The sequence below is a fragment of the Streptomyces sp. NPDC031479 genome (assembly GCF_055581065.1).
In genome coordinates this window covers 142,991-167,926 of sequence record NZ_JBVIKC010000017.1, presented here as the reverse complement: position 1 = coordinate 167,926, position 24,936 = coordinate 142,991, and the positions used below count along the sequence as shown (strand labels likewise).

Below are 24,936 nucleotides of genomic sequence, written 5' to 3'. Positions count from 1 at the left end.
GATGCCGGCGCCGTTCAATGGCGGGAGACGGAACAGCGAGGGAAGGCGGAGTGCGGTGGCCACGAAGAATCGGCGCCGGGGAGCGGTCGTCGCGGTACTGATCGCGGTGACGGCGGTGCTGGGGGCCGGCCTCTACTGGTTCCAGCCGTGGAGGCTGTGGCAGGACGACACCGTCCGCGATGCCCTTCCGGTCGCCGGGCCCGCCCCGGCCTCCTCGCGGTCCGCTCCCGCGGAACCCCGTACGGTCGCCCGGGGCACGCTGATCAGCCACGAGCACACCACCACGGGCACGGCCAGGATCATCCGTCTCCCCGACGGCAGCCACACCCTGCGCCTGGAGGGCCTGGACACGAGCAGCGGCCCCGACCTGCGGGTCTGGATCACGGACGCGCCGGTGAAGGAGGGCGTCGCGGGCTGGCGCGTGTTCGACGACGGGAAGCACCTGAGCCTGGGCGGGCTCAAGGGGAACAAGGGCGATCAGAACTACGCGATCCCCGCCGGCGTGAACCCCGCCGAGTACACCAGCGTCACCATCTGGTGCGACCGCTTCGACGTCTCCTTCGGCGCGGCCCCCCTCACCGCCGTGTGACCACGGCGGTGAGGGGTCCGGGCCCGTGCCCGGGCCGGCCGCGGCGGGCCGGCCCGGACCTCGGACTCAGACCAGGTCGAACCGGTCCAGGTTCATGACCTTGTCCCAGGCGGAGACGAAGTCCTTGACGAACTTCTCCTTCGCGTCGTCGCTCGCGTACACCTCGGCGACGGCCCGCAGCTCCGAGTTCGACCCGAAGACCAGGTCGGCGCGGGTGCCGGTCCACTTGACCGCACCCGTGGAGGCGTCGCGGCCCTCGAAGGTGTTCTGGTCGCCCGACGTCGCCGTCCACGTCGTGCCCAGGTCGAGCAGGTTGACGAAGAAGTCGTTGGTCAGGGACCCCGGGGTGGTGGTGAACACCCCGTGCGCGGTCTGCTGGTGGTTCGCACCCAGCACGCGCAGGCCGCCGACGAGGACCGTCAGCTCCGGCGCGCTCAGGTTCAGCAGGTTCGCCCGGTCGATCAGCAGGTACTCGGCCGGCAGGCGGTTGCCCTTGCCGAGGTAGTTGCGGAACCCGTCGGCCACCGGCTCCAGCGCGGCGAACGACTCCACGTCGGTCTGCTCCTGCGTGGCGTCCGCGCGGCCCGGGGTGAAGGGGACCACCACGTCGAAGCCGGCGTCCTTGGCGCCCTGCTCCACGGCGGCGGCGCCGGCGAGCACGATCAGGTCGGCGAGCGAGATCCGCTTGCCGCCGCCCTGGGCGGAGTTGAAGGAGCTCTGGATGCCCTCCAGGACGCGCAGCACCGCGGCCAGCTGGTCGGGCTCGTTGACCTCCCAGCCGACCTGCGGCTGCAGGCGTACCCGTCCGCCGTTGGCGCCGCCGCGCTTGTCGCTGCCGCGGAACGAGGACGCCGAGGCCCACGCGGCCGAAACGAGCTGCGACACCGTCAGGTCCGAGGCGAGGACCTGCTGCTTGAGCGCGGCGATGTCCGACGCGTCGACGAGCTCGTGCGTCACCGCCGGCAGCGGGTCCTGCCACAGCAGCGTCTCGGAGGGGACCTCGGCGCCGAGGTAGCGCACGACCGGGCCCATGTCGCGGTGGGTCAGCTTGAACCAGGCGCGGGCGAAGGCGTCGGCGAACTCCGCCGGGTTCTCGTGGAAGCGCCGGGAGATCTGCTCGTACGCCGGGTCGATCCGCAGCGAGAGGTCCGTCGTCAGCATCGTCGGGGCGTGGCTCTTCGACGGGTCGTGGGCGTCCGGGACGGTACCGGCCCCGGCGCCGTCCTTCGGCCGCCACTGGTTCGCGCCGGCCGGGCTCTTGAAGAGCTCCCACTCGTAGCCGAACAGGATGTCGAAGAAGCTGTTGTCCCAGGTGGTCGGGGTGTTCGTCCAGATGCCCTCCAGGCCGCTGGTGATCGCGTCGGCGCCCTTGCCGGTGCCGTACGCGTTCTTCCAGCCCAGGCCCTGCTGCGCCATCGGGGCGGCCTCGGGGTCCTCGCCGACGCTCTCCGCCGGACCCGCGCCGTGGGTCTTGCCGAAGGTGTGACCGCCCGCGATCAGGGCGACCGTCTCCTCGTCGTTCATCGCCATCCGGCGGAAGGTCTCACGGATGTCGCGGGCCGCGGCGAGCGGGTCCGGGTTGCCGTTGGGGCCTTCCGGGTTGACGTAGATGAGGCCCATCTGGACCGCGCCGAGGGGGTTCTCCAGCTCGCGGTCACCGGTGTAGCGCTCGTCGTCGAGCCACGTGGTCTCGGGGCCCCAGTACACGTCCTCGTCCGGCTCCCAGACGTCGGCGCGGCCGCCGCCGAAGCCGAAGGTCTCGAAGCCCATCTGCTCCAGGGCGACGTTGCCGGTCAGGATCATCAGGTCGGCCCAGGACAGGCTCTGGCCGTACTTCTTCTTGACCGGCCACAGCAGGCGGCGGGCCTTGTCGAGGTTCCCGTTGTCCGGCCAGCTGTTCAGGGGCGCGAAGCGCTGCTGGCCGGCCCCGGCGCCGCCGCGGCCGTCGCTGATCCGGTAGGTGCCCGCGCTGTGCCAGGCCATGCGGATCATGAACGGGCCGTAGTGGCCGAAGTCCGCCGGCCACCAGTCCTGCGAGGTCGTGAGCACCTCGGCGATGTCCCGCTTGACGGTGGGCAGATCGAGGGCCTTGAAGGCCTCCGCGTAGTCGAACTCCTCACCGAGGGGGTTCGCCACGGCGGGGTTCTTGGCGAGGATCTTCAGATTGAGCCGCTCGGGCCACCACTGGCGGTTGCCTCCGCCCTGCGTCGGGTGCGGAGCGCGGTCGTGGGCGACCGGGCAGCCGCCCGGGCCCTCCGACTTCGCCTCTGTGACGATTGCATCGTGGTTCTCAGACATGGGAATCCTTCCGGACCTGGTCGATCACAACGCTCGAAAACTGCATGCGGGTGAAGGGTCCGGGGCGCGGGGCCCCGGTAACCGGCTCGTGCCCGTCGGCCGCCATGACGTCACGGGGGCCACGGCGCGGACGGTCGAGCGCGGGGGAACGGGCGGCCCGCACCTGCGGGCCGACGCCGTACGGCTCCTCGGCGGTGGTCCGTCACGGATCCGATCTCCTGCCGCTCTGGAGTCTTCCTGTCCCTTGGCTATCTACGAATCCGATCCTACGATGGACGGAATCCAAGTCAAGAAGTACACCAAGACCCTGTCCTCCCGGATCCCGGACGACCGTCGCCACGTTCCGGACATCCGGCCGACCCGAACGGGTGAGCCGACATGAGTGACCTGCTGGAACGCCTGAGAGAGCGCGGCTGGCGCCTGACGTCCCAGCGACGGGTGGTCGCGGAGGTCCTCGACGGCGACCACGTGCACCTCACGGCCGACGAGGTGCACGCCCGTGCGGTGGAGCGGCTGCCCGAGATCTCCCGGGCGACCGTCTACAACGCCCTGGGCGAGCTGGTCTCCCTCGGGGAGGTCGTCGAGGTCTCCACCGACGGCCGGGCCAAGCGCTACGACCCCAACGCCCACCGGCCGCACGAGCACCTCGTCTGCTCCGGCTGCGGACTCATCCGCGACGTCCACCCCACCGGCGACCCGCTGGCCCAGCTGCCGGCGGACGAACGGTTCGGCTTCACCGTGTCCGGCGCGCAGGTCACCTACCGGGGGCTGTGCCCCGCCTGCGCCCGCGGCTGAAACCCTCCTCCGCCGCTCGACCCCGCATGGGCCGGGGCGCTAGCCGATCTCCACCACCCGGGCCCACGCGGGCGGCGCGTCCGGAACGTAGTCGGGATCGTCCTCCCGCCACGAAGCCCCCCGGGGGAAGAGGCCCACCACCGTCCGGCACCCGGGCCGGTCCGCCGGCCACGGGGTCTGCCCGTCGGTCAGGACCACGATCACGTCCGGCCGGGGGGCCGTGCGCAGCGCGCGGGCGAAACCCGCGCGCAGATCGGTGCCCCCGCCGCCCACCAGCGCGAACCCCTCGGCATGGCACAGCGGGTCCGCCACCCGGGCCGCCGCGTCGCACGCCACCACGGTGACGAGGTCGCGGCGGCCGCCCACGGCCCGGGAGATCGCGGTGACTTCGAGGAGCGCGCTGCCCAGTTCGGCGTCGCTCACCGAGGCGGAGGTGTCGATGATCACGCAGACCCGGGGCGGCCTGCGCCGCAGACTCGGCAGGACCGCGCCCGGCACCCCGGCGGAACGCCGCGACGGCCGCCCGTACGTGTAGTCCTCGCCCGCGCCGGAACCCGAGACGGCCGAACGCAGCGCCGCCCCCAGCAACTCCCGCCACGGCTGCGGCGGGTGGAACGCCTCGTCGGCCCACCGGCGCCAGCCCCGCGAGGCCCTGCCCGGGCGGCCGGCGATGCCCTGGGCCACCCGGAAGCGGACCGCGTCCGTTTCCTGCTCGCTGAGCCCGTGCGCGCCGTCCGGGCCCAGGTCCCACTCGCGGTCCAGTCCGTCGGCCCCGCTGCCGCAGTCCAGCCAGGTCAGGTGCAGGGTGCCCGCTCCGAGGCTGAACCGGCGGAGGTAGTCCTCCATCAGCTCCCCGGGGGACAGCCCCAGGCTCCCCGGCGTGACGGCCCCTTCGGGTGCCACCAGCCCGTCACCGAAGGCGTCGTCGTTGATCTCGCAGTCCGCGGCGATGTTCATCCTCAGCCGGTCCCCGGGCCCGGTCAGCCCGTGCTCCCGCGCGAGCCGGTCACCGCGCCCGTGGTGATCGCGCAGCAGGTGCGACACCTCGTGGACCCACACCGCGGCGAGCTCCTCCACCGGGGTGCGCTCCACGAACCCGGGCGAGGCGTAGCACCGCCAGTGCCGGTCCACGGCCATCGTCGGCACCCGCGGCGACTCCACGACGTGCAGGGCGAACAGGGCCGTCGCCAGGTAGGGCCGGGCCCGTACGGCGTACAGCCGGGCCGCGAACAGCTTGTCGAGGTCCAGCGTCCCGCTGGGTCCCCCGGTCACGCGCCGGCCTCCGCGTCGGCCCGGCCCGCGACCCGGGCCGCTGCCCGGTCGGCGCGCCGGGACAGCGTCACCACCCCGGCGAGCCGCTCGATCGCCGGTGGCACGTCCCAGTCCTCCTGACGCAGCGAGGCGAGGGTCGTCGCCGGCACCACCACCAGGTCCGGGGCCCCCGTCTCCAGCGCCCGCACCAGCAGCGTCCACGCCGCGTCCCAGCGGGACCGCTCGGGGCGCGCCCGGACGGCGGCCACCACCGCGTCGAGCACGGTCTGCCGCAGGTCCCCCCGTTCCGGAAGCGCGGCGCCGGCCGGGTCCGCGAGCAGCGTCTCCGGGTCCGGGAGGTCCATGCGGTCCAGCCAGGCCAGCAGTTCCAGACCCGGGCCGTCTCCCACGGTGCCCCGGACCAGCAGGGAGAGCACCTCCCGGGAGGAACCGGCGGCCGTCGCGAAGGCGGTGAGGCACAGGGCCATGTCCCAGCTCCGGGGCGACGGCCAGGGGCCGCCCCGGCGCGCCTCGCCGCTGGGCAGCAGGTGGACCAGCTTGGGCCGGGCCGTGAGCAGTCCGCACACCGCGCGGCGGGCGAAGGCCACGGCCTCCGGCAGGAGTACGGGGTCCAGCGTCGGCAGGGTCGCGCGCGGCCAGGTCCCGCCGAGACCGCGTACGACGACCTCGTGGTCGTGGGTCCACTGGAGGTGGACGAACCGGTTGGCCAGGGGCGGGCTCAGCTCCCAGCCGTCGGCCGCCGAGCCCCTCGGGTTGGCGGCGGCCACGATCCGTACCCCGGGCGGCAGTTGCAGCGCGCCGATCCTCCGCTCCAGCACCAGGCGCAGCAGGGCTGCCTGGACGGCGGGCGGCGCGGTGGACAGTTCGTCCAGGAACAGCAGCCCCCGGCCGGCCCGCACCAGGCGCACGGCCCAGTCCGGGGGTGCCATCGGCACGCCCTGGACGGCGGGGTCGTCGCCGATGACGGGCAGTCCCGAGAAGTCGGACGGCTCGTGCACGCTGGCGATCACCGTGGTCAGCGGCAGGTCCAGGGCCGTGGCGAGCTGGGTCAGGGCGGCGGTCTTCCCGATCCCCGGCTCGCCCCACAGCAGCACGGGCAGGTCGGCGGCCACGGCCAGCGTCAGCGCCTCCAGTTGCACGTCGGGACGGGGTTCGGTGGTGGTTTCGCGCAGGAGGGCCAGCAGGTCACCGGCGACGTCGAGCCGGGCGGGCGGGGCGGCCGGGCCGGTCTCCGCGGGGGCGGTGCGGACGGGGACGGGGGAGGGGGCGTGCGAGGACAGTACGGACATATCGATCACCTGTGGGTTCGCGGGAGACGGGCGGGCAGGCGGGCGGGCATGCGGAAGCAGGGGTGCGGCGGGGAGGGCCGGTACGGCGGACCCCGGCCGGAGGGGTCAGCGGGCCGTCGCGAGACGGGGTCGTGGGCGGTGGCCGCGCGGACGGCTCCGCCCGTCGAGGACGCGGCCGGGCCCGGGCCCGGCCAGGCCCGCCCGGAACAGTCCGTACGTGAGGCGCCGTTGCGCCGCCGCCCGGAGCTCGTCCCGCAGGGCGCCGCCCCGCAGCACCGCGTCGGGGCCCAGGAGCCCCTCCACGACGGCCAGCGCGCCGGCGGTGTCCCCGTGGTCGAGGCGCTCGCGGACGCCGGTGAGGCAGTCGGGACGGCGGTGCGCCTCGTCGATGGCGCGCAGGCAGGGCAGCGCGGTCCCGCCCAGCGCCACCAGCAGTTCCTCGCGCCGGATCTCGTCCGGACCGTGGTCCAGCGCGGTCAGCACCCCGCCGACCGGGCCGATCCGGTGCCGGGCGCCCCGGCACTCGACGAGCCGGGGCCCGCCGGGCGGGTACGGGTCCCGCCGAGGGCCGGCCGGCGTGTACCCGGGCTCCAGGGCGGACGCGACCAGGGGGTGGAGCCGGCCGGCCTCGATCAGTCCGGCACGCAGCAGTTCCAGGTCGGGCGGCACCCGGGTCGCCGCGTCGGGCAGGACGGGCAGGACGCGCGCGTCGCGGTCCCCGGTCACGGAGGCGGCGGCGTCCCCGGACACGGTCGTGATCCGGAGCGCGGGCGGCCCGGAGCCGTCCCCGTCCGCAGCCAGGTCGAGGAGCAGGTGCCGACGCATGCCGAGCCGTACGGTGACGGCTCCGGCGGCGCGCCCCTCGGCGCGGAGCAGGATCCCGGCCTCGGCCGCCCACCGGCCGACGGCGAAGCGGTGCCCGTCCGGGACCGTTACCGGCGGCTCCGGACGCGCGACGGCACCACCACCGGCCGGCGGCGCGCCCGCTCCGGCGCGGATCCGCAGCTCGTCGCTGCGGCGCGCGTCCCAGAGGTGGCGGTGCAGGTCGAGGCGGAACCGCCGGTCGGGGCGCGGGTGGGGATGGCGTGGTTCACCGGGTTCGGGGCGGGAGCGGTCGTACAGCGCGAGGCTGAACCGCTGGCCCCCGTCCGCCCAGGCGGGAGGCGTCCGCACCACGAGGTGCACCGGGCACGAACCGTCGTACCCCGCGCCCTCGTACCGGGCCAGCGTGAGGGTCAGCCCGGGACGCAGCAGCCCGTCGGGAGCGACCCGCGGCAGGTGCCAGCGCAACAGGTCGGGAGCCAGATGGCGCAGGTCCGCACGGATCCGCGCCGCCAGGTCACGGCCGTGGGTGCGCGCCAGTCGGCGCAGGTCCAGGTCGACATCGATGCCCGCGGCGGCGCAGGCGCCCGCCCAGTCGCCCGCACGGCGGCGGGTGGTGGCGGTCTCGATCATGGTGGCCGGCACGGCGAACTCGCGCACGCGCAGCCAGAGGGAAAGGCGGGAATCCCCGTACACGTCGTGAGTGAGCATCAGCGCTCACCTTGCGTGGACGGGACCCCCGATCTGTGAAGGGTTTCGGTGGTCATCGCGGTGATCATAGCGCTAGGCGGGTCTTCCGGCCAGAAGTTGGCGGAGGGGCGGCCGCGCAGGGCCGGAACCGGCCTCGACGTCAAGGGCGTTGACGCGGTTCCCGCCGGAAAACCGCCAGTCCCGGGCTCGTTCCGGCCGACCCCGGGGCCTGCGCCGGGTCGCCGCCCGGCCCGCCCGGTGGCCGGGGGAGGGGGACGGCGCACCCGACGGGTCCGAGCCCCCTTCCCGTCTACGCCCCGGCCCGCCGGCGCGGGACCCGGCGTCCGAGGCGGACCGGCGGGCGGCCCCGATCCGGCCCCTGACCAGCGATGACGCGCCGCGCCGGGCCGGGGCGCCGCCCGCCGCCGACGGCCGGTCCCCGACCCGACCCGGCCGGGACCGGCCCCCGGCCCGGCCCCGCCGGGCGGCGCCGGGGGCGGCGGCGGGCCCGCGCGGGGCACCGGGGACGCGGTCGGCCGGGCCGCGCGGGACGGCGCGCGGGGCTACGAAAGCAGCCAAAGCGCCCCCGGGAGCCCCCGTCCGGCCTGTGTACCCTTCGCCGCGTGACGACCGGTGACACGGAGCAAGGAGGGGGCAGTGAGCGGGGTACTGATCCACCTGCCGCGGGGGAGCGGTGACGCGGTGACCCTGCGGCTGGGGCCGGGGGAATCGGCGCGCTTCGGGCGGGGTTCCGAGACCACCCCCGTCGAACTCCGCCTCGTCGACGCGGCGATCTCCCGGCTGGCCGGGGAGATCCGGGTGACGGACGACCACTGGCAGCTCAGCAACCACAGCACGACCCAGAGCTACCTGGTGGAGAACCCGGAGGGGGCCGGGGAGTACCTGCGGGTGCCGCCGCGACGGGCCGGGGCACCGATCCCCTTCGAGTTCTCGCGGGTCGTGCTGCCCACCCGCGGGGAGGCCACGGTCTCCTTCCAGGTGTTCGCGCCCGACCACGTCTACCTGGACCCGGCCGGTACGGGCGGCTCCTGGGGGAGCCCCACGGTCACGGCGTACTCCCTCGACGAGACGGCCATCTACTTCCTCGTCCTGGTCGCGCTCTGCGAACCGCGGCTGCGTGACGAGTCCCCGGTCGCGGTGCCCACCACCCCCGAGATCGTCGAGCGGCTCGCGGGACTGCCGGGCTGCGCGCAGCTGACGGCCCGCGCGGTCACCTCGCACATCGACTACCTCGCCGACGAGAAGACGCGGATCAGCGCCCCCGCCGAGACCGGCCCCGGCAGGGGCCCCCGGCGCAACGGCAAGCGGGAGTCGCTCGTCGGACTCGCGCTGCGGTTCGGGCTGGTGCGGGAGGAGCACCTCGCGCTGCTGCCGCCCCGGGCCGGAGGAGGAGAGGGTGCAGCGCCCGGCCGACGCCTCGGGAAGTGACCGCGGCGAAGCGCTGCCGCGCGGCCACCGCGTCGGAGCGTGGGAGGTCACCGGCCCGATCGGAGCCGGCGGCTGGGCAACGGTCCATGCGGGCCGGCGGGCGGCCGACGCCACACCCGGCACCGCGCGCATGGCGGCGGTTCCCGCAACGACGGCCCCTCCCGCGAAAACGACGGCCCCGCCCGCAACGACGGCCCCGCCCGGCACGGCCGCCACCCCCGACACCGCGGGCGCGGCGGACGGAGGCCCGCCCGGGGAGGTCGCCCTGAAGGTCCTGCCGACCGGCGGCCTCGCACCCCGCCAGGCACGCGCGATCGCCGAATCCGCCCGGCGCGAGGTCGAGCTCGCCCGCAGGGCCGGACACCCCCGGCTGATCCGCCTGCTCGACTCCTTCGTGCTGAGCGAACCCGGCCACCCGTACCTGGACGGCGCGATCGTGCTGGTCATGGAGCGGGCCGAACGCAGCCTGCGCGACCGGCTCGCCACCCCGGTGACCGTGGCCGAAGGGGCCCGCCTGATCACCGGGATCTGCGAGGGACTGGCCCACCTGCACCGCAGCGGCTGGGTCCACGGGGACCTCAAGCCGGACAACGTCCTGCTGATGCCGGACGGCTCGGTCAAGCTCGCCGACTTCGGCCTCGCCACCGAACTGACCGGCACCCACGGCACCCACGGGTACGCGCCCCCGATGGGCACCCTGGACTACCTCCCGCCCGAGCGCCGACGGGCACCGCTCGGCGAACACGGCGTCCAGGTCCGGCCCAGCGCCGACGTCTGGGCGCTCGGCATCGTGATCCACGAGGTGTTCGCGGGCGGCGCCCCGCCCTTCCCGGGCGCCACCTCGATGGCGCGCGCCGCGGCGGCCCAGGAGTACGCCGAGGGCCGCGCCGCGCTGCGCACCGACCACGCGGTACCGCCGTTCTGGCGCGAGCTGGCCGCCGACTGCCTGGCGCCCACCCGCGAGGCCCGCGCCGCGCACACCGCCGAGTCCCTGCTCCGCCGCATCGCCGCCGACCGGCGGGCAGAGGGACCGGCCGTCACGGACCCGGCCTCCCCACCCCCGCCCGCACGCCGGCTCCACCGCCGGGCCCGCGCCGCCCTCCTGGCCGGCGCCGCCGTGTGCGGGGCGGCCGTCGCACTCTGGCCCCACCAGGCCCGCGACGCGTCACCCGCGGCCGCCCGGGCCGAAGTCACCGGCAGCCTGCGGGTGTTCAACGCCGAGCAGGGATGCCGGAACCGGACGGACCGGAACCCGCGGTGCAGCCTCGGCCTGGCGATCGACCCGCTGAAGGCCTACACCCCCGACAACGTCGTGGCCACCCGGGTGTGGGACGGGCAGGTCCTCGCCGTGGAGTGCCTGCTCCCCCGGGGGATGCCCATCATCGACGAATCGGACGCCGTGTCCGTCGAGTGGTTCCGCGTCCGCCTGCCCGGGGACGCGGCCCGCCCCACCGCCTGGCTGCCGGCCGTGCGCACCAAGGACCGCCCCGCCGTCCCCGAATGCCCCGGCCCCACCCCCGCCGGCTGACGGGTTCCCGCACCGAGGAGCCCTCCGCGCGGGTGGCGGCTGCCCCGAGTCTGTGGCCCGCGCTCCCCGCCGTCACTCCGGAACGTTGCGGATGCCCCCGCCCCGCGCCCCGCCGCTAGCTTGCCGTCTGCCGGTCCGCGGACCGAGCCCACGCCCGTCGGCAGCGGGCGCGGGTCCCCTCACGGATGGAAGTGAACTGCACCGATGCGCGTCACACGAACCCCCCTGCCCGGCAAGGCCCTTGCCCTCACCGCCCTCGCCTCCCTCACCGCCCTGGCCGCGGCGCCCGCCGCCTCGGCGGCCCCCGCCCGCCCGGCCGACGCTGTCCAGAGCTTCCGCAACCAGGCGACCGGCCGCTGCATGGACGACACCTCCAACGGGTTCCGCACCTGGAGCTGCAACGGCAGCAACCCGCAGATGTGGACCGTGCACGTCTGGGGCGACGGATCCCGGCAGCTGCGCAACGTCAACACGGGCCGCTGCGTCGAGGACACCGACAACGGGTTCCGCACCGTCGGCAGCTGCAACTCCAGTCCGGAGCAGAGCTGGTGGGTGAAGGTCTGGGGCGACGGCAGCATCCGCCTGCAGAACCAGGCCACCGGCCGGTGCATCGACGACAGCTCCCTGGGCTTCCGGACGTGGGCGTGCAACGACACCCCCTACCAGAGCTGGTTCTGACCCCCCTGACATCCCCTCACGAAGGAGCACACAGGTGCCTGGACCGGCCGTACGACACGCGGGACGGGGGCTGGCGCTCGCGCTGGCCCTGACCACCGCGACCACCCTGGGCGGCCCGGCCCGGGCGGCGGGACCGACGCCGCCCGGTGTGCCGGGACCCCTCGGGCACCCGGCGACCGCCGAGATGTTCTGCGCGATACCGCCCGAGCGGGACATCGCGGTCACCCGCAAGGTGTACGAGGTCGGACAACGGCGCGGCGTGTCCGAGAAGGTGATGCTCGCCGGATTCGAGACCGGCTGGGTGGAGTCCCGCATGAACAACCTGAACTGCGGGGACCGCGACTCGCTCGGCGTCTTCCAGCAGCGGCCCTCCCAGGGCTGGGGCTCGCCCGAGCAGGTCCTCGACGTCGACTACGCGGCGAACAAGTTCTTCGAGGTGGCCCAGCAGATGGAGCCCGGCATGGAGGGAAGCAGCGCCGGCGAGCTGGCCCAGGCCGTCCAGCGCTCCGCCTACCCCGAGCGCTACCCCCAGGCGGAAGGCGTGGCCCGGCAGATGCGGGACGAGGCGTTCCAGCCCTACGGCTCGATCGGGGCCAAGTTCGACGCCCTGGGCGGCGCGGGCGGGCCCCTCGGGGATCCCGTACGCGCCGAGGAGGACGCCCTGCTGGGCGGGCGCTTCCAGGCGTTCCGCAACGGCATCGTCATCTGGCACCCGGACGCCGCCTTCGCCGTGTACGGGGACATCCTCGCGCGCTTCTGGGCCACCGACGCCGAACGGCAGTGGGGTTTCCCGACGATGGACGAGGCCGACGCGGGCCAGTCGCCGGGCGGCACCCGCGGCCGGTACCAGACCTTCGAGAGGGGCCTCTTCCTCTGGTCCCCGCAGACCGGCGCGCACGTGGTGCACGGGGCGATCCACGACGCCTTCCGCGCGGGCGGCAACGAGCGGGTCTTCGGCTACCCGGTGACCGACGAGACGGACGAGGCGGGCAACGGCAAGGCCCAGAAGTTCCAGAACGCCACGATCCACTGGAACCCGACCAGGGGCACCTGGACCACCGACAACTGACCGGGAGACAGCCATGAGAGCGTCGACCCTCCAGCGTGTGATCGGGGCGATGGTACTGGCCCTGGCCGCCCTCGCGATCTCCTTCTCCTCGCCGCAGGCCGCCGTCGCGGCCCCGCGCGGCGGGTCCATCGGGCGGGGCGAGGTGATGGACCGGGCCTGGTCGTGGATCGCCGAGCAGGTGCCGTACAGCCAGAGCGGCTGTCACGAGAACCAGTTCGGCTGCTACCGGCCGGACTGCTCGGGCTACGTGTCGATGGCCTGGCGCCTGGACTCGTCCCTGACCACCTGGACTCTGTGGAACGTCACCTCCGACCTTCCCGCGAACGAACTCCAGCCCGGCGACGCCCTGTTGCGTGACTCGGGCGGCACCGACCACGTCGCCCTCTTCGTCCGCTGGGCCGACGAGGCCCACACGCGGCCGGTGGTGCGCGAGACGTACGACTTCGGCCACGTTCCGGAGGAACGCGTATGGAACGACGGGCTCCGGGGATTCACCCCGCGCCGGTACGGCCAGCTGGACGACCTGATGCCGTACGGCTCCATCGGGGCGAAGTTCGCCGCCCTCGGCGGCGCGGGCGGCCCCCTCGGGGAACCCGTCGCCGGTGAACGCGATTCCATGATGGGCGGGCGCTTCCAGGCGTTCCGCAACGGCATCGTCATCTGGCACCCGGACGCCGCGTTCGCCGTGTACGGGGATATCCTCGCGCGCTTCTGGGCCACCGACGCGGAACGCCGCTGGGGCTTCCCGACGACGGACGAGGCGGAGGCCGGCCAGTCGCCGGGCGGCAGCCGGGGCAGGTACCAGTTCTTCGAGAAGGCGCTGTTCCTGTGGTCCGCGCAGACCGGAGCGCACCCGGTCCAGGGAGCGATCTACGAGGCCTTCCGCGCGGGCGGCAACGAGCGGGTCTTCGGCTACCCGGTGACCGACGAGACGGACGAGGCGGGCAACGGCAAGGCCCAGAAGTTCCAGAACGCCACGATCCACTGGAACCCGGCCAGGGGCACCTGGACCACCAACGACTGATGGAGGATTTCGTGAACGAGCAGCGCCCCACCCGCAGGAGCGTCCTGCGGACCGTCGGCGGACTCTCCGCCGCCGTGGCCCTCGGTGCCGGAGGCGTCCTCGCCTCCGCCACGGCGGCCGGCGCCGTCGGCGACGCCGCCGGGCTGCACATCGTCGACCGCGGCGAGGCCGACCCCCGCATGTGGTACTACCGCTTCGCCACCAACGAGATCGGCTGGCAGCCCGCCGTCAACGTCCTGCTGCCCGACGACTACCACACCAGCGGCCGCACCTACCCCGTCCTCTACCTCCTCCACGGCGGCCTCCAGGACTTCATCACCTTCGACGTCGCCGGAGTCCGTGCCTGGACCGCGGGCAAGCCGATCATCGTGGTGATGCCCGACGGCGGACAGGCGGGCTGGTACTCCAACCCGGTCAGCACCTTCGTCGGCCCCCGCAACTGGGAGAGCTTCCACATCAACCAGCTGATCCCCTGGGTGGACCAGAACTTCCGCACGTTCGCCGAGTACGACGGCCGCGCCGTCTCCGGGTTCTCGATGGGCGGCTTCGGTGCGCTGAAGTACGCGGCCAAGTACTGGGGCCACTTCGCCTCGGTCAGTTCCCACTCCGGCCCGGCCAGCGTGCGCCGCGACGGCGGCGCGGTGGTCCACTGGGCCAACGTGTCCGCCGCCGTCAAGGACCTCGCGGGCGGCACGATCTACGGCGCGCCCTGGGACCAGGCACGCGTCACCGCAGACAACCCCATGGAACGGCTGGAGAGCTACCGCAACAAGCGGATCTTCCTGGTCGCCGGCACCAGCCCCGACCGCACCAATGCCTTCGACACCTTCAACGAGACCCAGGTACTGGCCGGACAGAGGGAGTTCCGGGACGCCCTCGGCCGCGCCGGCATCCCGCACGAGTGGTACGAGGAGCCGGGCGGCCACATCATCCGCGACTACCTGATGATCCGCGACATCGATGGCATGATCGACCGTCTCCGCAGGGCGTAGCCCTCTGCTCGCCGCCCCGGGGCTCCGCGCGGCGGGAGCCCCCGGGCCCGGTCGCCCCGGTCCACCGCCTTTCCGGGAGGCGGACCGGGGCGCGCGCCGGTCAGCCGGTCAGGGCACCGGCCCGGGCCCCGGCCGGTACGGGGGGTGCGAGCCGGCCCGAGCGGTGGAGGCCGTAGACCGCCGCGGAGCAGCCGAGGCCGAGCGCGAACAGCGCCAGCCACGGGAGTGCGGACATCCCGGCGGACCGGGCCGCGTCCAGCGCGGCGCCCGTGAGCAGGTTGCCGAGCGCGATGCCCACCCCGCAGACCGTGTTGTACAGGCCGTAGTGGGTGGCGACGAGCCGGTCCCCGCAGAGCCGGACGATGGTGTCCATCTCGAAGGGGTACGCCACCATCGTCCCCACCGCCAGCAGCAGGGCGGACAGTGCCGGCGGCCCGGCCGCAAGCAGCCGTGCGAGCGGCCCCGGCCCCACCACCGGGAGCGCGGTGGCGGCCAGCAGCGGCAGGAACGCCGTCCCCATGATCAGCAGCCCCCAGGTCAGCGCCCGGCCCGGCGCCATCCGCGCCTTGCACCAGGCGGTGACCTTCGTCTGGAACAGGATCGTGCTCAGCCCCGAGACCGCGAACAGCAGCGCCACCGCGGCCGTGCCGAACGCGCCTTCGCCGCCGAGGCGCCGGACCTCCAGCGGCAGCGCCATGTAGACCTGGAAGGTCATCACGTAGGAACCGATCATGGCCACCGAGAACAGCAGGAACGGCCGGTTGCCCAGGATCCGGCGCCACTGCGCGAGCACGCCCTCGCGCGGTCCGGCCGTCCGGTCCTCGGCGTCGTTGCCCCGCCGGTCGGGCAGCGCCCGGATCTGTACGACGCTCAGCAGGGCGAAGATGCCCGCCGCGGCCAGGCAGGTGACGCGGAAGTCCACGCCCGTCAGCACCATGCCCACCAGCGGCCCCAGCAGGATGCCCGCCTGGTAGAAGACGTTGAACAGCGCGAACGCCTCGACGCGGCGCTCACCCGCGTCGGCCGCCAGGTACGCCCGGGTGGCCGGGTTGAACAGGGCCCCGGCCAGGCCCGTGGCCGCGGAGGCGACGAGCAGCGCGGGCACCGAGTCGACCAGCCCCAGGGTCGCGAAACCGGCGATGCGCAGCACCAGCCCGGCGATGATCATCGGCTTGTAGCCGAGGCGGTCGGCGAGCGTGCCGCCCACGAGGAACATGCCCTGCTGGCTGAAGTTGCGCACCCCGAGGATCAGCCCGACCGTCCAGCCGGCGAGCCCGAGAGGGCCGGCCAGGTGCGTGGCCAGGTAGGGCATGAGCATGTAGAAACCGAGGTTGATGGTGAACTGGTTGACCATCAACAGCTGGACGCTGCGCTCGTACGAACGCACCTGCGCGAGGGTGGTCCTCATCGGGTCCGCCCCTCCGCCCCGCGCAGCGTGAGCGGGTCCACCACACGGGCGCAGCGGGTCCAGCGCGTGACCTCCTTCTCGTCCAGGCTGCCGATCACCTCGGGCTCGCCGGCCGGAGGCGAGTCCAGCAGGCCGTGCGCGGCGCAGTAGTCGTCGTCGTACACGGTGCCGAGGTAACGCTGCGGCCCGTCGGGGAACACCGCCGCGATCCGGGTCTCCTCCGGGAGGGTGCGGGCCAGCCAGCCGGCGACGAGTGCGACGGCGCCGACGCTCCAGCCGCCGGCCGCGTAGTGGGAGGCGGCGAGCTGACGGCAGGCCCACACGGCCTCCGCCGGCGCGACCCAGTGGACCTCGGAGAACTGCTCGTAGGCGACGTTCCTGGGGTAGATGCTCGACCCCAGGCCGCGCATCAGCCGGGTCCGGGCGGGCTGCCCGAAGATGGTGGAGCCCACGGTGTCCACGCCCACCAGCGTCAGGTCGGGGTAGAGCTGCCGCAGGACGCGCGAGACGCCCGCGGAGTGCCCGCCGGTGCCCACACTGCACACCAGGACGTCGATGTGGCCCAGCTCGCGGGCCAGTTCGAGGGCGAGCGGGGTGTACGCCGTGGTGTTGTCGGGGTTGTTGTACTGGTCCGGGCACCACGAGCCGGGGTGACGTCCCATCAGCTCGCCCACGCGGTCCCGGCGGGCCTGCTGCCAGCCGCCGGTGGGGTGCGGTTCGCGGACGACGTCGACCCGGGCCCCGTACGCCGTCAGCAGCCGGGTCATCGAAGGCTCCAGGCCGGGGTCGGTGACGAGGGTGACGGGGTGCCCGTAGACCATTCCGGCGAGCGCCAGACCGAGGCCCAGGGTGCCGCTGGTGGACTCGATGATCCGGGCCCCCGGCAGCAGCTCCCCGCGGGCGCGGGCGCGCTCGACCATGTGCAGGCCGGGGCGGTCCTTGATGCCCCCGGGGTTGAAGCCCTCCAGCTTCGCCCAGAAGCCGCGCCCCTGCGGGGCGAGGGGCTGTGACACGCGCAGCAGGGGTGTGTTTCCGACCAGCCCGGAGAGGCCGGCGCGGGCGGGGTCGGCGGGTTGGGACACGTCGGTGGCCGAAGAATGCATGGTTCCGCTCTCGTTCGATGGTGCTTCGGGTGGTCGCTCATGGGGATGCCGACCTCGGCCGGGGCGGGGCCCGGCCGTTGGGCATGCGTCAGCCGTTGCGAAGGGAACTACGGGAGCGGACTAGAGCCGCCATCGACAGACGCTGGTCAGGACGGAGCGGCCGGAACGGGCCCGCGGAGCACCCGCGGAGCGGGTCGGCGCCGTCGGCGCGGCACGGGTTCCGGCACCCCGGCCCGGCAGGCCGCGCGCCGCCTGCCCGCCGCCGTCGGGCGCCGGGCCCGGAGCCGTACGTGCCGTGCCGGGGACGGCGGCGCAGGAGGAACCGTGCTCCGGATGCGGATGCGGCCGTCCTTCAGGCGCGGTCGGCCCGGACTGCGGCGCGGCTCCAGCGGCCCGCGACCCGGCGGAGACGGCCTCGTGCCGAGCGCCGCCGGGAGCCCCGGCGCCGTCGAGGAGGTGGGGGAAGCAGACGAGGGCCGCGAGGAGCAGGACGACGGGCACCGCGCCGAGTACGGCGGATGCCCATGGCGGGCCCGGACGGGCCGGGGGTACGCGGGGACGGCGTGACACGGTTCCTCCGTGCGGCGGGCACCCCCGGCCCGGTACGGGCGGGGGCGGCGGCGGATCGCGGGGACGGGCCGGGGGACGGGCCGGGGCCGGTCGGACGCGGACCGGGAACGGACCGGCTGCGGGCAGGGGCCGGCCGGGCACGGGCCGGGGTCACGGCGCCCCGCGTGGGGAGCGCGTGGACCGGCCGGTACGGCTACCGGGGCGCGCGGGTCGCCGTACGGAGGGCTGCGGTGTCTACACCCGCAGGACCGGCGGCGCCGCCGTACGGGCCGGGGCGGATCCGGACGCGCCGGCCGGGTCGCACCCGGGCAGACCCCGGCGGACCTCGGGGGTGCACCGGGTGACGGCCGCCGACGGGGAGGCCGGGGCGTCCACCACCGAACCCTGCCGGGGCGGCACGGGCGCGCACTCGTCGGCCGGGTGGGACGGGCCGTGGCCGTCGGCGGGGGAGGCCTGCGACACGGAGGCGGCCGCGGCCGGGTGGGCGGACGCGCCGGGCGCGTGGGCGCCGTGCGTGCAGATCAGGCCGAGCAGCAGCAGGGCCAGCCCGAGCAGGTGCAGCAGACCCGCCGGCCGGCGGGCCGGCGGCAGGTGCTGCGCGCGGGCTGTGACCACGCCGTGATCTTAGCGTCTCCGGAGCGTGATGACCGGTCGTCAATCGGACGACCCGTGGCCGAACGTGCACCGGGGGCCCGTATGGCGGATCTGCGGGCACCGGCCGGGGCGCCGGCGCCGGGAGCGGATAGGGATGCCGGGACCGCCCCGGGCGGCCGCGTCCCGCGTGCCCGCCCGTCTGTCCGCGCACCCACCGGGAGACCCTGATGACCTGCATCAACCGCCGTGACCTCGCTCTGCTGGCGCTCCGCACCGGCACCGGCGCGGTACTCGTCGCCCACGGGGCGCAGAAGCTCTTCGGGTGGTTCGGCGGCGCGGGCCTGACCGGGACGGCGGCCGCGATGGAACGCATGGGCTTCCGGCCGGGCCGGCAGAGCGCGATCGCCGCGGGCCTGGGGGAGGCGGGCGGCGGGGCGCTGCTGATGCTGGGGCTGGCCACCCCGGCCGCCGGGGCGGCCGCGGCCGGGGCCATGGCGGGAGCGGTGTCCGTGCACGCCCCGGCCGGCTTCTTCAACCAGGGCGGCGGATTCGAGTACCCGGCCTTCCTCGGGTTCACGGCGGCAGCCGTCGGCCTCGCCGGACCGGGCCGCTACTCCGTCGACCACGCCACCGGCCACCACTTCGACCAGCCGTGGACGGTGGCGCTGGCCTTCGGGGCCAGCGCCCTCGCCGCCGCCGCGGTGGTGACCGGCCGGGCCCGGGTCCTGGCGGCCGCGGAGGCGGAGTCGAAGACCGCCGGGCAGGAATGAACGGCCCTGCCCGGCCCCAGGCCCCGATCGGCTCCGCACCCGCCCCGCGCCCGGCCCGGAGCCGGCGGGCCGCCGTGCGCTACCGGTCCTGGGACAGCTCGTAGAGCTCCCGGAACGTGCCGCCCTCGACGGCCAGCAGCTGCTCGAAACTGCCCTGTTCCTTGATCCGGCCGCCGTCGAGGACGATGATCCGGTCCGCCAGGCGGCAGTTCTCCATGCGGTGCGTGACGATCACCGTGATCCGTTCGTCCTTGGTCTCCCGCAGGCCCGAGAACACCCTGTGCTCGCCGCGCGGATCCATCGCGGAGGTCGGCTCGTCCATGACCAGCAGCGCCGGGCGCCGGTGGAAGGCCCGCCCGCAGGCCAGCCGCTGCCACTGGCCGCCGGACGGCTCGTGACCGCCCCACAGCGAGCGGGCCAGCAGGGTGTCGAGGCCCTGCGGGAAGCCGGCGACGACCTCCTTCATGCCGACGGCCCCCAGCGCCTCCCAGACCGCCTCCTCACCGCGCGGACCCGGCTGGCCGAGGGTGATGTTCTCGCGGGCGGAGAAGGGCCAGTACCCGTAGGACTGGGTGACGAGCCCGACGTGGGTCCAGGCCGAGCGCTGGTCCGCGTCGGAGGTCGGCACCCCGTCCCAGGACACGGTTCCCGCCGTCGGGGCCGTCAGCGCCGTCAGCAGCCGGACCAGCGTCGACTTCCCGGCCCCGTTCTCCCCGACGACGGCGACGACCTCGCCCCGGTTCAGGGTCAGCGACACCGGGCCGAGCGCCGGGGTGTCCTTGCCGGGGTAGGTGTACCCGGCCTCCTCCAGCCGGATCTTCTCGGGAGCCTCCATGGCCTGGGGGCCGCGCGGCCCCGAACGTTCGGCCGCCTGTGCGATGAAGGCGGTGTAGTCCCCGAGGTAGAGGGCGTGCTGGAACATCGCCGCCCCGTACACGACCAGCGAGGACAGCGCGGCCGTGGAGGTCCGCATCGCGACGATCGCCGTACCGGCGGCGCCCAGCGCCATGTACCCGCCGACCACGAGCCCGCCCAGCGACAGCCACGTCAGGGCGGTGAACAGCCCGGAGGCGCAGGCGGCGACGAGGTACACCACGAGGTAGCGGGGGGCCGAGCCGGTCATCCTGGAGTCGATGCGCTCGCAGACCGCCGCGTACCAGTGGTGGGCGTACGCCCGCATGCTGTTGCCGCGCAGCTCGTCCGCGAGTTTGGGCGTGGTCAGGTGCCAGCGCATCATGTTGCGGATGTTGCGGGAGGCGATCATCTCGTTGTGCAGGGCGTGGTCGAGCCGGGCGGCGTGCACGGAGCCCAGCCCGCGCGGGACCACGGACAGCAGCAGGAGCGGCAGCAGCACCGGATGGACCACGGACAGCACGGAGGCCACGGCGAGCAGGTCGATCAGGCCGCCGGTGAACCCGAGGGCGTCCTGGAGCAGCATCGAGGACCGGGCCGATCCGGTCTCGGCGGCCTCGGAACGCTCGGAGAAGTCCGGGGCGTCGTAGCAGTCGAGGTCCACGTCCATGTGGGCGTCGACCATGGCGAGGTCGGCGATCGTGCACATGCCGGGGGTCAGCCGGCGAGCCGCGCTCCCTGCCGCGATGGAGGACAGGGCCCCGAGCGCGGTCATCGCGGCGGCGGCCGCCAGCGGCCAGGACGCCGCCGAGACGCGCTGCTCCACGGTGCCACCGGTCAGCAGGGGGCCCATGGCCTTCGAGACGGCGGCCAGGGCGGCGGCCGTGCACAGCCCGCCGAGGACCTGGGCGCAGACCAGCCATGCGAAGGCCGTCCGGTTCACCGCCCACGCCAGCCGGGCGGTGTGGGTGAGGGAGGCCGGGACGCGCCGGGCCATCTGCGCGAGCGAGAGCCGCTCCATGGCCTTGCTGTGCCGGCCCCACCTGAACGTGAACTCCGGCGGGGCGGGCGGGGCGGGCGGGACGGGCGCGGCGGTGGCCACGGCCTGCTTCCAGGGCCGGTGCTGCTTCTCTGACATGCCGGTTCTCCTTCGACTCGCCTGCGGGCAGGGCCAGTTCGGCCCGGATTCCGGCACGGCGAAGCTGCCCTCACCCCGTCGTGGAGGGAGGGCCGGCGCGGGGTCCGGGGGAGCTGGAGGAGTGAGTACACAGCAGCCCCGAGGACGGAGCAACGCGATCTGGCCGACCTGCCGGCGGCCCCGGCCCCGGCCCGCGAACGCCTCCGGTCGGGCCCCGGCCCCGGCTCCGGGCTCCCGGCACGGGCAGAACGGCCGGAACCGGTCGGTGGCACGGCCCGGCGTACGGAAACCGCTTGCGGCGGCCCCGGGTCGACGCGGCCCCGGCCGAAGAGACCCGCGGCGGACCCCATGCGCACCCCGTGCGGGGCCCACCGCACCGCTCAGGGCATGAGCTCCCGCGTGTCGAGCGGGACGTGCCACGCGTTGCGCCGGTGCAGGGCGTCCAGTTGGGCCTGGAGCGGGTTCGGCGGCACGGCCAGGACGGGGCAGGGGGCGTGGGCCAGGCAGTAGCGGCCCACCGAGGGCCGCAGGGCGCCGAGCAGCCGCCCCCGTGTGCCGGCGCCGACCACGAGCAGGTCGTCCCCGTCCCGGGCGGCGTCGACCAGGGCGGCCCCGGGGGTGCCCCGCACCGCCTGCCCGGCCAGGGCGACACCCGGGCCCGCGGCTCCGAAGGCCCCGTCGAGGACCTCCCGCAGCCGCTTCACCGCGGCCGCCCGGCACTCGGCGTACACGAGGGAGCCGCCGCAGGACGTACGGGACCCCGGACCCCCGCCCGGCGCCTGCCAGGCCAGCACCACCCACAGCTCCGCCCCGCGCCACCGTGCCTCCGCGGCCGCCCGCTGCAGGGCCGTCAGGCTTCCGCTGCTCCCGCTCACACCCACCACCACGCGTCGCCGCACCGCAGGTCCCTCCCCTGTCGCCTCGCCCGTGCTCCCGCGGCGCCGCGCCGCGCCGGAGCCCCTCTCCATTCAACGGCGGCCGGCGCGGCCCGTCCGTCAGCGATCCGTATGAACCCGGGGCCCGGGCGTCAAGGCTGCGTCAGGGGCGGGGGAGCGCGCCCGCCGCACCCCGCTCCGCGCTCACGTCCCGGACGGGGGAGCCACGGGCAGGCGGACGACCAGGCGGGCCCCGCCGGGGGAGTCGGCGGCCGTCAGGGTGCCGCCGTGGTGGGAGGTCAGGTCGCGGGCGATGGCCAGGCCGAGGCCGGCGCCGCCGTGGTCGCGGCTGCGGGCGTCGTCGAGCCGGGTGAAGCGTTCGAAGATCCGCTCCCGGTCCTCCGGCGCGATGCCGGGCCCGTCGTCGGCCACCTCCAGGACCGCGGTCCGCGCCCGGGGGCCGCCGACGGTGCGCAGCGTGAGGTCGACCCGTCCGGCGGCGAACCGCTGCGCGTTGTCGAGGAGGTTGGTGACCACCCGGGCGAGCCACAGCCCGCTGCCCTCCACCACCACGTCCGCCGCCAGCGACACCCGGACGGGGATCCGGTCGCCCAGCCGCGCGTCCACCGTGTCGCGCACCACCTCGCCGAGGTCCAGCCGCTGCGCGGGCACCGGCTGGGCGGCGTCGATCCGGGCCAGCAGCAGGAGGTCCGAGGCCAGCTGCTGGAGCCGCTCGACGTCCTCCAGCGCCCCGCCGATCAGCTCCGGCCACAGCTCCTGGTCCCGGACCGCCAGGGCCACCTCCAGCTGGGTGCGCAGCACGGTGATCGGGCTCCGCAGCTCGTGCGAGGCGTCCGCGATGAAGCGCCGCTGGCGGATGCCGGAGGACTCCAGCCGGTCGAGGGTGAGGTTCATCGTCTCGGCCAGCCGGGCCACCTCGTCGCGGGTCGGCGGCACCGGCACCCGCCGGTGCAGGTCGCGGTCGCCGATCTCGGCGACCTCTGCCCGGATCGCCTCGACGGGCCGCAGGGCGCGTCCGGTGACCCGCCAGGTCACGAACCCCACGGTGGCCAGCAGCAGCGGCCCGCCCACCACGAGGGCGGCGGCGGTGGTGTCGTCGGCGGCGTCCACGTCACGCAGGGAGGTCCCCACGAACACGGCGACCAGCCCCTGTGGCGTCTGCGTGGTCACCTGGACCACCCGCTGCCGGTGCTCGCCACCGAGCGGGCGGACCCGCCAGGTGTGGAAGGACTTGCCCGGACGCAGTGGTGCGACGGGGGCGAGAGCGGGGAGCCCGGCCAGGTTCGGGGTGGACCGCAGCACCCGGCCGCGGGCGTTCACCACCTGGACGAAGTCCGCCCCCAGGCCGGCGGGCCGCATCCGGTCGAGGTCCCCGGCCGCCGCGAGCCCGGCGACGGTCTCCGCCTGCTGGGCGGCGTCCCGCTCGGCGTTGCGCAGCAGGTCGGCCTTCAGCAGGCCGAGCAGGGCGAAGGAGGCCACGGCCAGGGCCACGGCCACCACCACGACGGCGCCCGCGGTCGCCCGAGCGCGTACGGTCGTGGGCCGAAGCCGTCCCGGGCGCCACGACGGGATCCACCGCGGCAGCCGTGCCACCGGGCCGCTCAGCCGGCGCAGGGCCGAGGCCAGGGCATCAGCCACCGTCGACCGCCAGCCGGTAGCCCGCGCCGCGCACGGTCTCCAGGGCGGTGCGGCCGAAGGGCGCGTCGATCTTCCGGCGCACCGCGCTCACGTGGACCTCGACCACGTTCGGATCACCGTCGAAGGCGCTGTCCCAGACCTGCTCCAGGATCTCCCGTTTGGGCACCACCTCGCCCGGACGCCGGGCGAGGTACTCCAGGACCGCGAACTCCCGGGCGGTCAGCCGGATCTCCGTGCCGCCCCGGGAGCAGAAGTGCCGGGCGGGGTCGAGCGTCAGGTCGCCGAAGGTCATGGTCCGCGGGCCGCGGCGGCCCGTACGCCGGCCCAGGGCGCGGAGCCGGGCGACGAGCACGAGGTAGGAGAAGGGCTTGGACAGGAAGTCGTCGGCGCCGGTGTCCAGCGCCTCGGCCTCGTCGTACTCGCCGTCCTTCGCCGTGAGCATCAGGATCCCGGCCTCGTGGCCCGCCGCGCGCAACCGTGAGCAGACCCGGTAGCCGTTGAGGCCGGGCAGCATGATGTCGAGGACGATGAGGTCGTAGTCGTGCTCGGAGGCCATCCACAGCCCCTGGAGCCCGTCGTGGGCCACGTCCACCGAGAACCCCTCCGACTGGAGCCCGCGCTGCAGGGCCAGGGCCAGCCGTCGTTCGTCCTCCACCACCAGTACGCGCATGGGAACAGGGTCTCAGGCGCCCCGGGCGGGTGGCTGAAGAGGTCTTCAGGTGGCTTCAGGTGGGCTTCAGCAAGCGCTCCGCATGCTCGGGGCCGAGCCGGGTGCGGTGCCCGGGTGCATGAGGAGTGCCGGTATGTCTGAGTTCTACCCGCCGTCGGAACCGTCGGAGCAGTCCGGGCAGCCCGAGCCCGCCCAGGAGGGCAAGCCCGGCGGGCGCAAGCGCCTGGCCCGGGTGCTGCCCCGGGGCAAGGGCGCGCGCTGGGCCGCCGCGGGTGTGGCCGCCGTGGCGATCGTGGGCGGCGGGGCGGCGGCGGTCGCCGTGGCCGAGCACCACGAGCGGGCGGGCAAGGGCCACCGCGTCGAGTGGGCCGAGGGGGGCCACGAAGGCGGGCGCGGGCACGGTCGCGAGGGCGGCCCCGGCCGCGCCCACGAGGGCAAGGGCGAGGGCAAGGGCGAGCGCAAGGCCCACCGGCAGGGCGCTCCGAAGGTGCGCGACGGCGCCGCCGTGCCCGGTATCGCCCCGAAGCAGGCCCCCGCGCCCGCTCCGCTGCCCTCCCTGCCGATCGGGCAGGCCGCCGAGAAGGCCGCGGGCGCGGTCGGCGGCGGCAAGGTCGAGGCCCTGCGCCCGGTGGCCCAGGAGGGCGGCGGCAGTGCCTGGCAGGCGGTGGTCCTCGGCCCGGACGGCGTCCGGCACGCGGTGACCGTCTCGGGCTCCGAGGGCACGGTCAGCGGCAACGTCGTCATGGACGGCCGCCGGGCCCGGTAGGCCGGCTCCCCGCCCGCCCTGCCCGTCCCGCGCGCT

Annotated in this window: 22 protein-coding genes; 11 read left to right on the top strand and 11 right to left on the bottom strand. The window is 75.1% G+C overall.

Going from position 1 to position 24,936, the window contains the following annotated elements; all coding sequences use genetic code 11:
- Positions 1 to 55 precede the first annotated feature (55 nt).
- Positions 56 to 589, top strand: a complete 534-nt coding sequence (locus tag ACZ5D2_RS21025) for a DM13 domain-containing protein (RefSeq protein ID WP_371675361.1) — start codon at positions 56 to 58, stop codon at positions 587 to 589.
- A gap of 66 nt (positions 590 to 655) precedes the next feature.
- Here the strand turns inward: ACZ5D2_RS21025 and katG are convergent, their stop codons facing one another.
- Complete coding sequence (katG, locus tag ACZ5D2_RS21020; protein ID WP_371675360.1) at positions 656 to 2,887, bottom strand: catalase/peroxidase HPI; 2,232 nt, start codon at positions 2,885 to 2,887, stop codon at positions 656 to 658.
- Positions 2,888 to 3,265: 378 nt separating this feature from the next.
- On the opposite strand from katG, the gene ACZ5D2_RS21015 reads away from it, so the two are divergent.
- Entirely contained in the window at positions 3,266 to 3,682 is a 417-nt protein-coding gene (locus tag ACZ5D2_RS21015; RefSeq protein ID WP_371675359.1) for a Fur family transcriptional regulator, read from the top strand.
- A 39-nt stretch (positions 3,683 to 3,721) separates the two neighbouring features.
- On the opposite strand, the gene ACZ5D2_RS21010 is transcribed toward ACZ5D2_RS21015, so the two are convergent.
- The 3 genes from ACZ5D2_RS21010 to ACZ5D2_RS21000 all read right to left on the bottom strand — a co-directional run bounded on the left by ACZ5D2_RS21010 (position 3,722) and on the right by ACZ5D2_RS21000 (position 7,776).
- Positions 3,722 to 4,954: a vWA domain-containing protein gene (locus ACZ5D2_RS21010; protein WP_371675358.1), complete on the bottom strand. Its 1,233-nt coding sequence runs from the start codon at positions 4,952 to 4,954 to the stop codon at positions 3,722 to 3,724.
- Positions 4,951 to 6,243, bottom strand: a complete 1,293-nt coding sequence (locus ACZ5D2_RS21005) for an AAA family ATPase (RefSeq protein WP_371675357.1) — start codon at positions 6,241 to 6,243, stop codon at positions 4,951 to 4,953. The genes ACZ5D2_RS21010 and ACZ5D2_RS21005 overlap by 4 nt, the downstream gene beginning before the upstream one ends.
- A 105-nt stretch (positions 6,244 to 6,348) precedes the next feature.
- Positions 6,349 to 7,776 carry a hypothetical protein gene (locus ACZ5D2_RS21000; RefSeq protein ID WP_371675356.1) on the bottom strand — a complete coding sequence of 476 codons (1,428 nt, stop codon included), beginning with the start codon at positions 7,774 to 7,776 and terminating at the stop codon, positions 6,349 to 6,351.
- Between the two features lie 636 nt (positions 7,777 to 8,412).
- Between ACZ5D2_RS21000 and ACZ5D2_RS20995 the strand changes: the two genes are divergently transcribed.
- From ACZ5D2_RS20995 to ACZ5D2_RS20970, 6 genes are all read left to right on the top strand, one after another.
- Positions 8,413 to 9,204 (top strand): serine/threonine protein kinase, encoded by a 792-nt coding sequence (locus ACZ5D2_RS20995; RefSeq protein WP_371675355.1) that lies wholly within the window; start codon positions 8,413 to 8,415, stop codon positions 9,202 to 9,204.
- On the top strand, positions 9,173 to 10,732 hold the full coding sequence (locus ACZ5D2_RS20990; RefSeq protein ID WP_468931023.1) for a serine/threonine-protein kinase: 1,560 nt from the start codon (positions 9,173 to 9,175) through the stop codon (positions 10,730 to 10,732). The genes ACZ5D2_RS20995 and ACZ5D2_RS20990 overlap by 32 nt, the downstream gene beginning before the upstream one ends.
- 204 nt (positions 10,733 to 10,936) lie before the next feature.
- Positions 10,937 to 11,410 (top strand): RICIN domain-containing protein, encoded by a 474-nt coding sequence (locus ACZ5D2_RS20985; RefSeq protein WP_371675353.1) that lies wholly within the window; start codon positions 10,937 to 10,939, stop codon positions 11,408 to 11,410.
- Between the two features lie 34 nt (positions 11,411 to 11,444).
- Positions 11,445 to 12,479, top strand: a complete 1,035-nt coding sequence (locus tag ACZ5D2_RS20980) for an LGFP repeat-containing protein (RefSeq protein ID WP_371675352.1) — start codon at positions 11,445 to 11,447, stop codon at positions 12,477 to 12,479.
- A 13-nt stretch (positions 12,480 to 12,492) separates the two neighbouring features.
- Positions 12,493 to 13,503, top strand: coding sequence for an LGFP repeat-containing protein (locus tag ACZ5D2_RS20975; protein ID WP_371675351.1), 1,011 nt, complete (start codon positions 12,493 to 12,495; stop codon positions 13,501 to 13,503).
- An 11-nt stretch (positions 13,504 to 13,514) separates the two neighbouring features.
- Entirely contained in the window at positions 13,515 to 14,495 is a 981-nt protein-coding gene (locus ACZ5D2_RS20970; RefSeq protein WP_371675350.1) for an alpha/beta hydrolase, read from the top strand.
- A gap of 100 nt (positions 14,496 to 14,595) precedes the next feature.
- On the opposite strand, the gene ACZ5D2_RS20965 is transcribed toward ACZ5D2_RS20970, so the two are convergent.
- Positions 14,596 to 15,903: an MDR family MFS transporter gene (locus ACZ5D2_RS20965; RefSeq protein WP_371675349.1), complete on the bottom strand. Its 1,308-nt coding sequence runs from the start codon at positions 15,901 to 15,903 to the stop codon at positions 14,596 to 14,598.
- Positions 15,900 to 17,006, bottom strand: a complete 1,107-nt coding sequence (locus ACZ5D2_RS20960) for a PLP-dependent cysteine synthase family protein (protein WP_468931017.1) — start codon at positions 17,004 to 17,006, stop codon at positions 15,900 to 15,902. Before ACZ5D2_RS20960 ends, ACZ5D2_RS20965 begins: the two co-directional genes overlap by 4 nt.
- Positions 17,007 to 17,423: 417 nt before the next feature.
- Here ACZ5D2_RS20960 and ACZ5D2_RS20955 point away from each other — a divergent pair, with 417 nt between their 5' ends.
- Complete coding sequence (locus ACZ5D2_RS20955) at positions 17,424 to 17,573, top strand: hypothetical protein (RefSeq protein WP_371675347.1); 150 nt, start codon at positions 17,424 to 17,426, stop codon at positions 17,571 to 17,573.
- Between the two features lie 237 nt (positions 17,574 to 17,810).
- Here the strand turns inward: ACZ5D2_RS20955 and ACZ5D2_RS20950 are convergent, their stop codons facing one another.
- Entirely contained in the window at positions 17,811 to 18,191 is a 381-nt protein-coding gene (locus ACZ5D2_RS20950; protein WP_371675346.1) for a hypothetical protein, read from the bottom strand.
- Between the two features lie 206 nt (positions 18,192 to 18,397).
- Here ACZ5D2_RS20950 and ACZ5D2_RS20945 point away from each other — a divergent pair, with 206 nt between their 5' ends.
- Positions 18,398 to 18,940, top strand: a complete 543-nt coding sequence (locus ACZ5D2_RS20945) for a DoxX family protein (protein ID WP_371675345.1) — start codon at positions 18,398 to 18,400, stop codon at positions 18,938 to 18,940.
- A gap of 79 nt (positions 18,941 to 19,019) precedes the next feature.
- On the opposite strand, the gene ACZ5D2_RS20940 is transcribed toward ACZ5D2_RS20945, so the two are convergent.
- From ACZ5D2_RS20940 to ACZ5D2_RS20925, 4 genes are all read right to left on the bottom strand, one after another.
- Positions 19,020 to 20,930, bottom strand: a complete 1,911-nt coding sequence (locus ACZ5D2_RS20940; protein WP_468931013.1) for an ATP-binding cassette domain-containing protein — start codon at positions 20,928 to 20,930, stop codon at positions 19,020 to 19,022.
- 380 nt (positions 20,931 to 21,310) lie between these two features.
- On the bottom strand, positions 21,311 to 21,829 hold the full coding sequence (locus ACZ5D2_RS20935; RefSeq protein ID WP_468931010.1) for a universal stress protein: 519 nt from the start codon (positions 21,827 to 21,829) through the stop codon (positions 21,311 to 21,313).
- A gap of 180 nt (positions 21,830 to 22,009) precedes the next feature.
- The gene (locus ACZ5D2_RS20930; RefSeq protein WP_468931046.1) at positions 22,010 to 23,329 is read right to left on the bottom strand and encodes a sensor histidine kinase; all 1,320 of its coding nucleotides are present in this window, start codon (positions 23,327 to 23,329) and stop codon (positions 22,010 to 22,012) included.
- Positions 23,330 to 23,456: 127 nt separating this feature from the next.
- Positions 23,457 to 24,134, bottom strand: a complete 678-nt coding sequence (locus ACZ5D2_RS20925; RefSeq protein WP_356217105.1) for a response regulator transcription factor — start codon at positions 24,132 to 24,134, stop codon at positions 23,457 to 23,459.
- A gap of 133 nt (positions 24,135 to 24,267) precedes the next feature.
- On the opposite strand from ACZ5D2_RS20925, the gene ACZ5D2_RS20920 reads away from it, so the two are divergent.
- Positions 24,268 to 24,900 (top strand): hypothetical protein, encoded by a 633-nt coding sequence (locus tag ACZ5D2_RS20920; RefSeq protein WP_468931006.1) that lies wholly within the window; start codon positions 24,268 to 24,270, stop codon positions 24,898 to 24,900.
- Positions 24,901 to 24,936 lie beyond the last annotated feature (36 nt).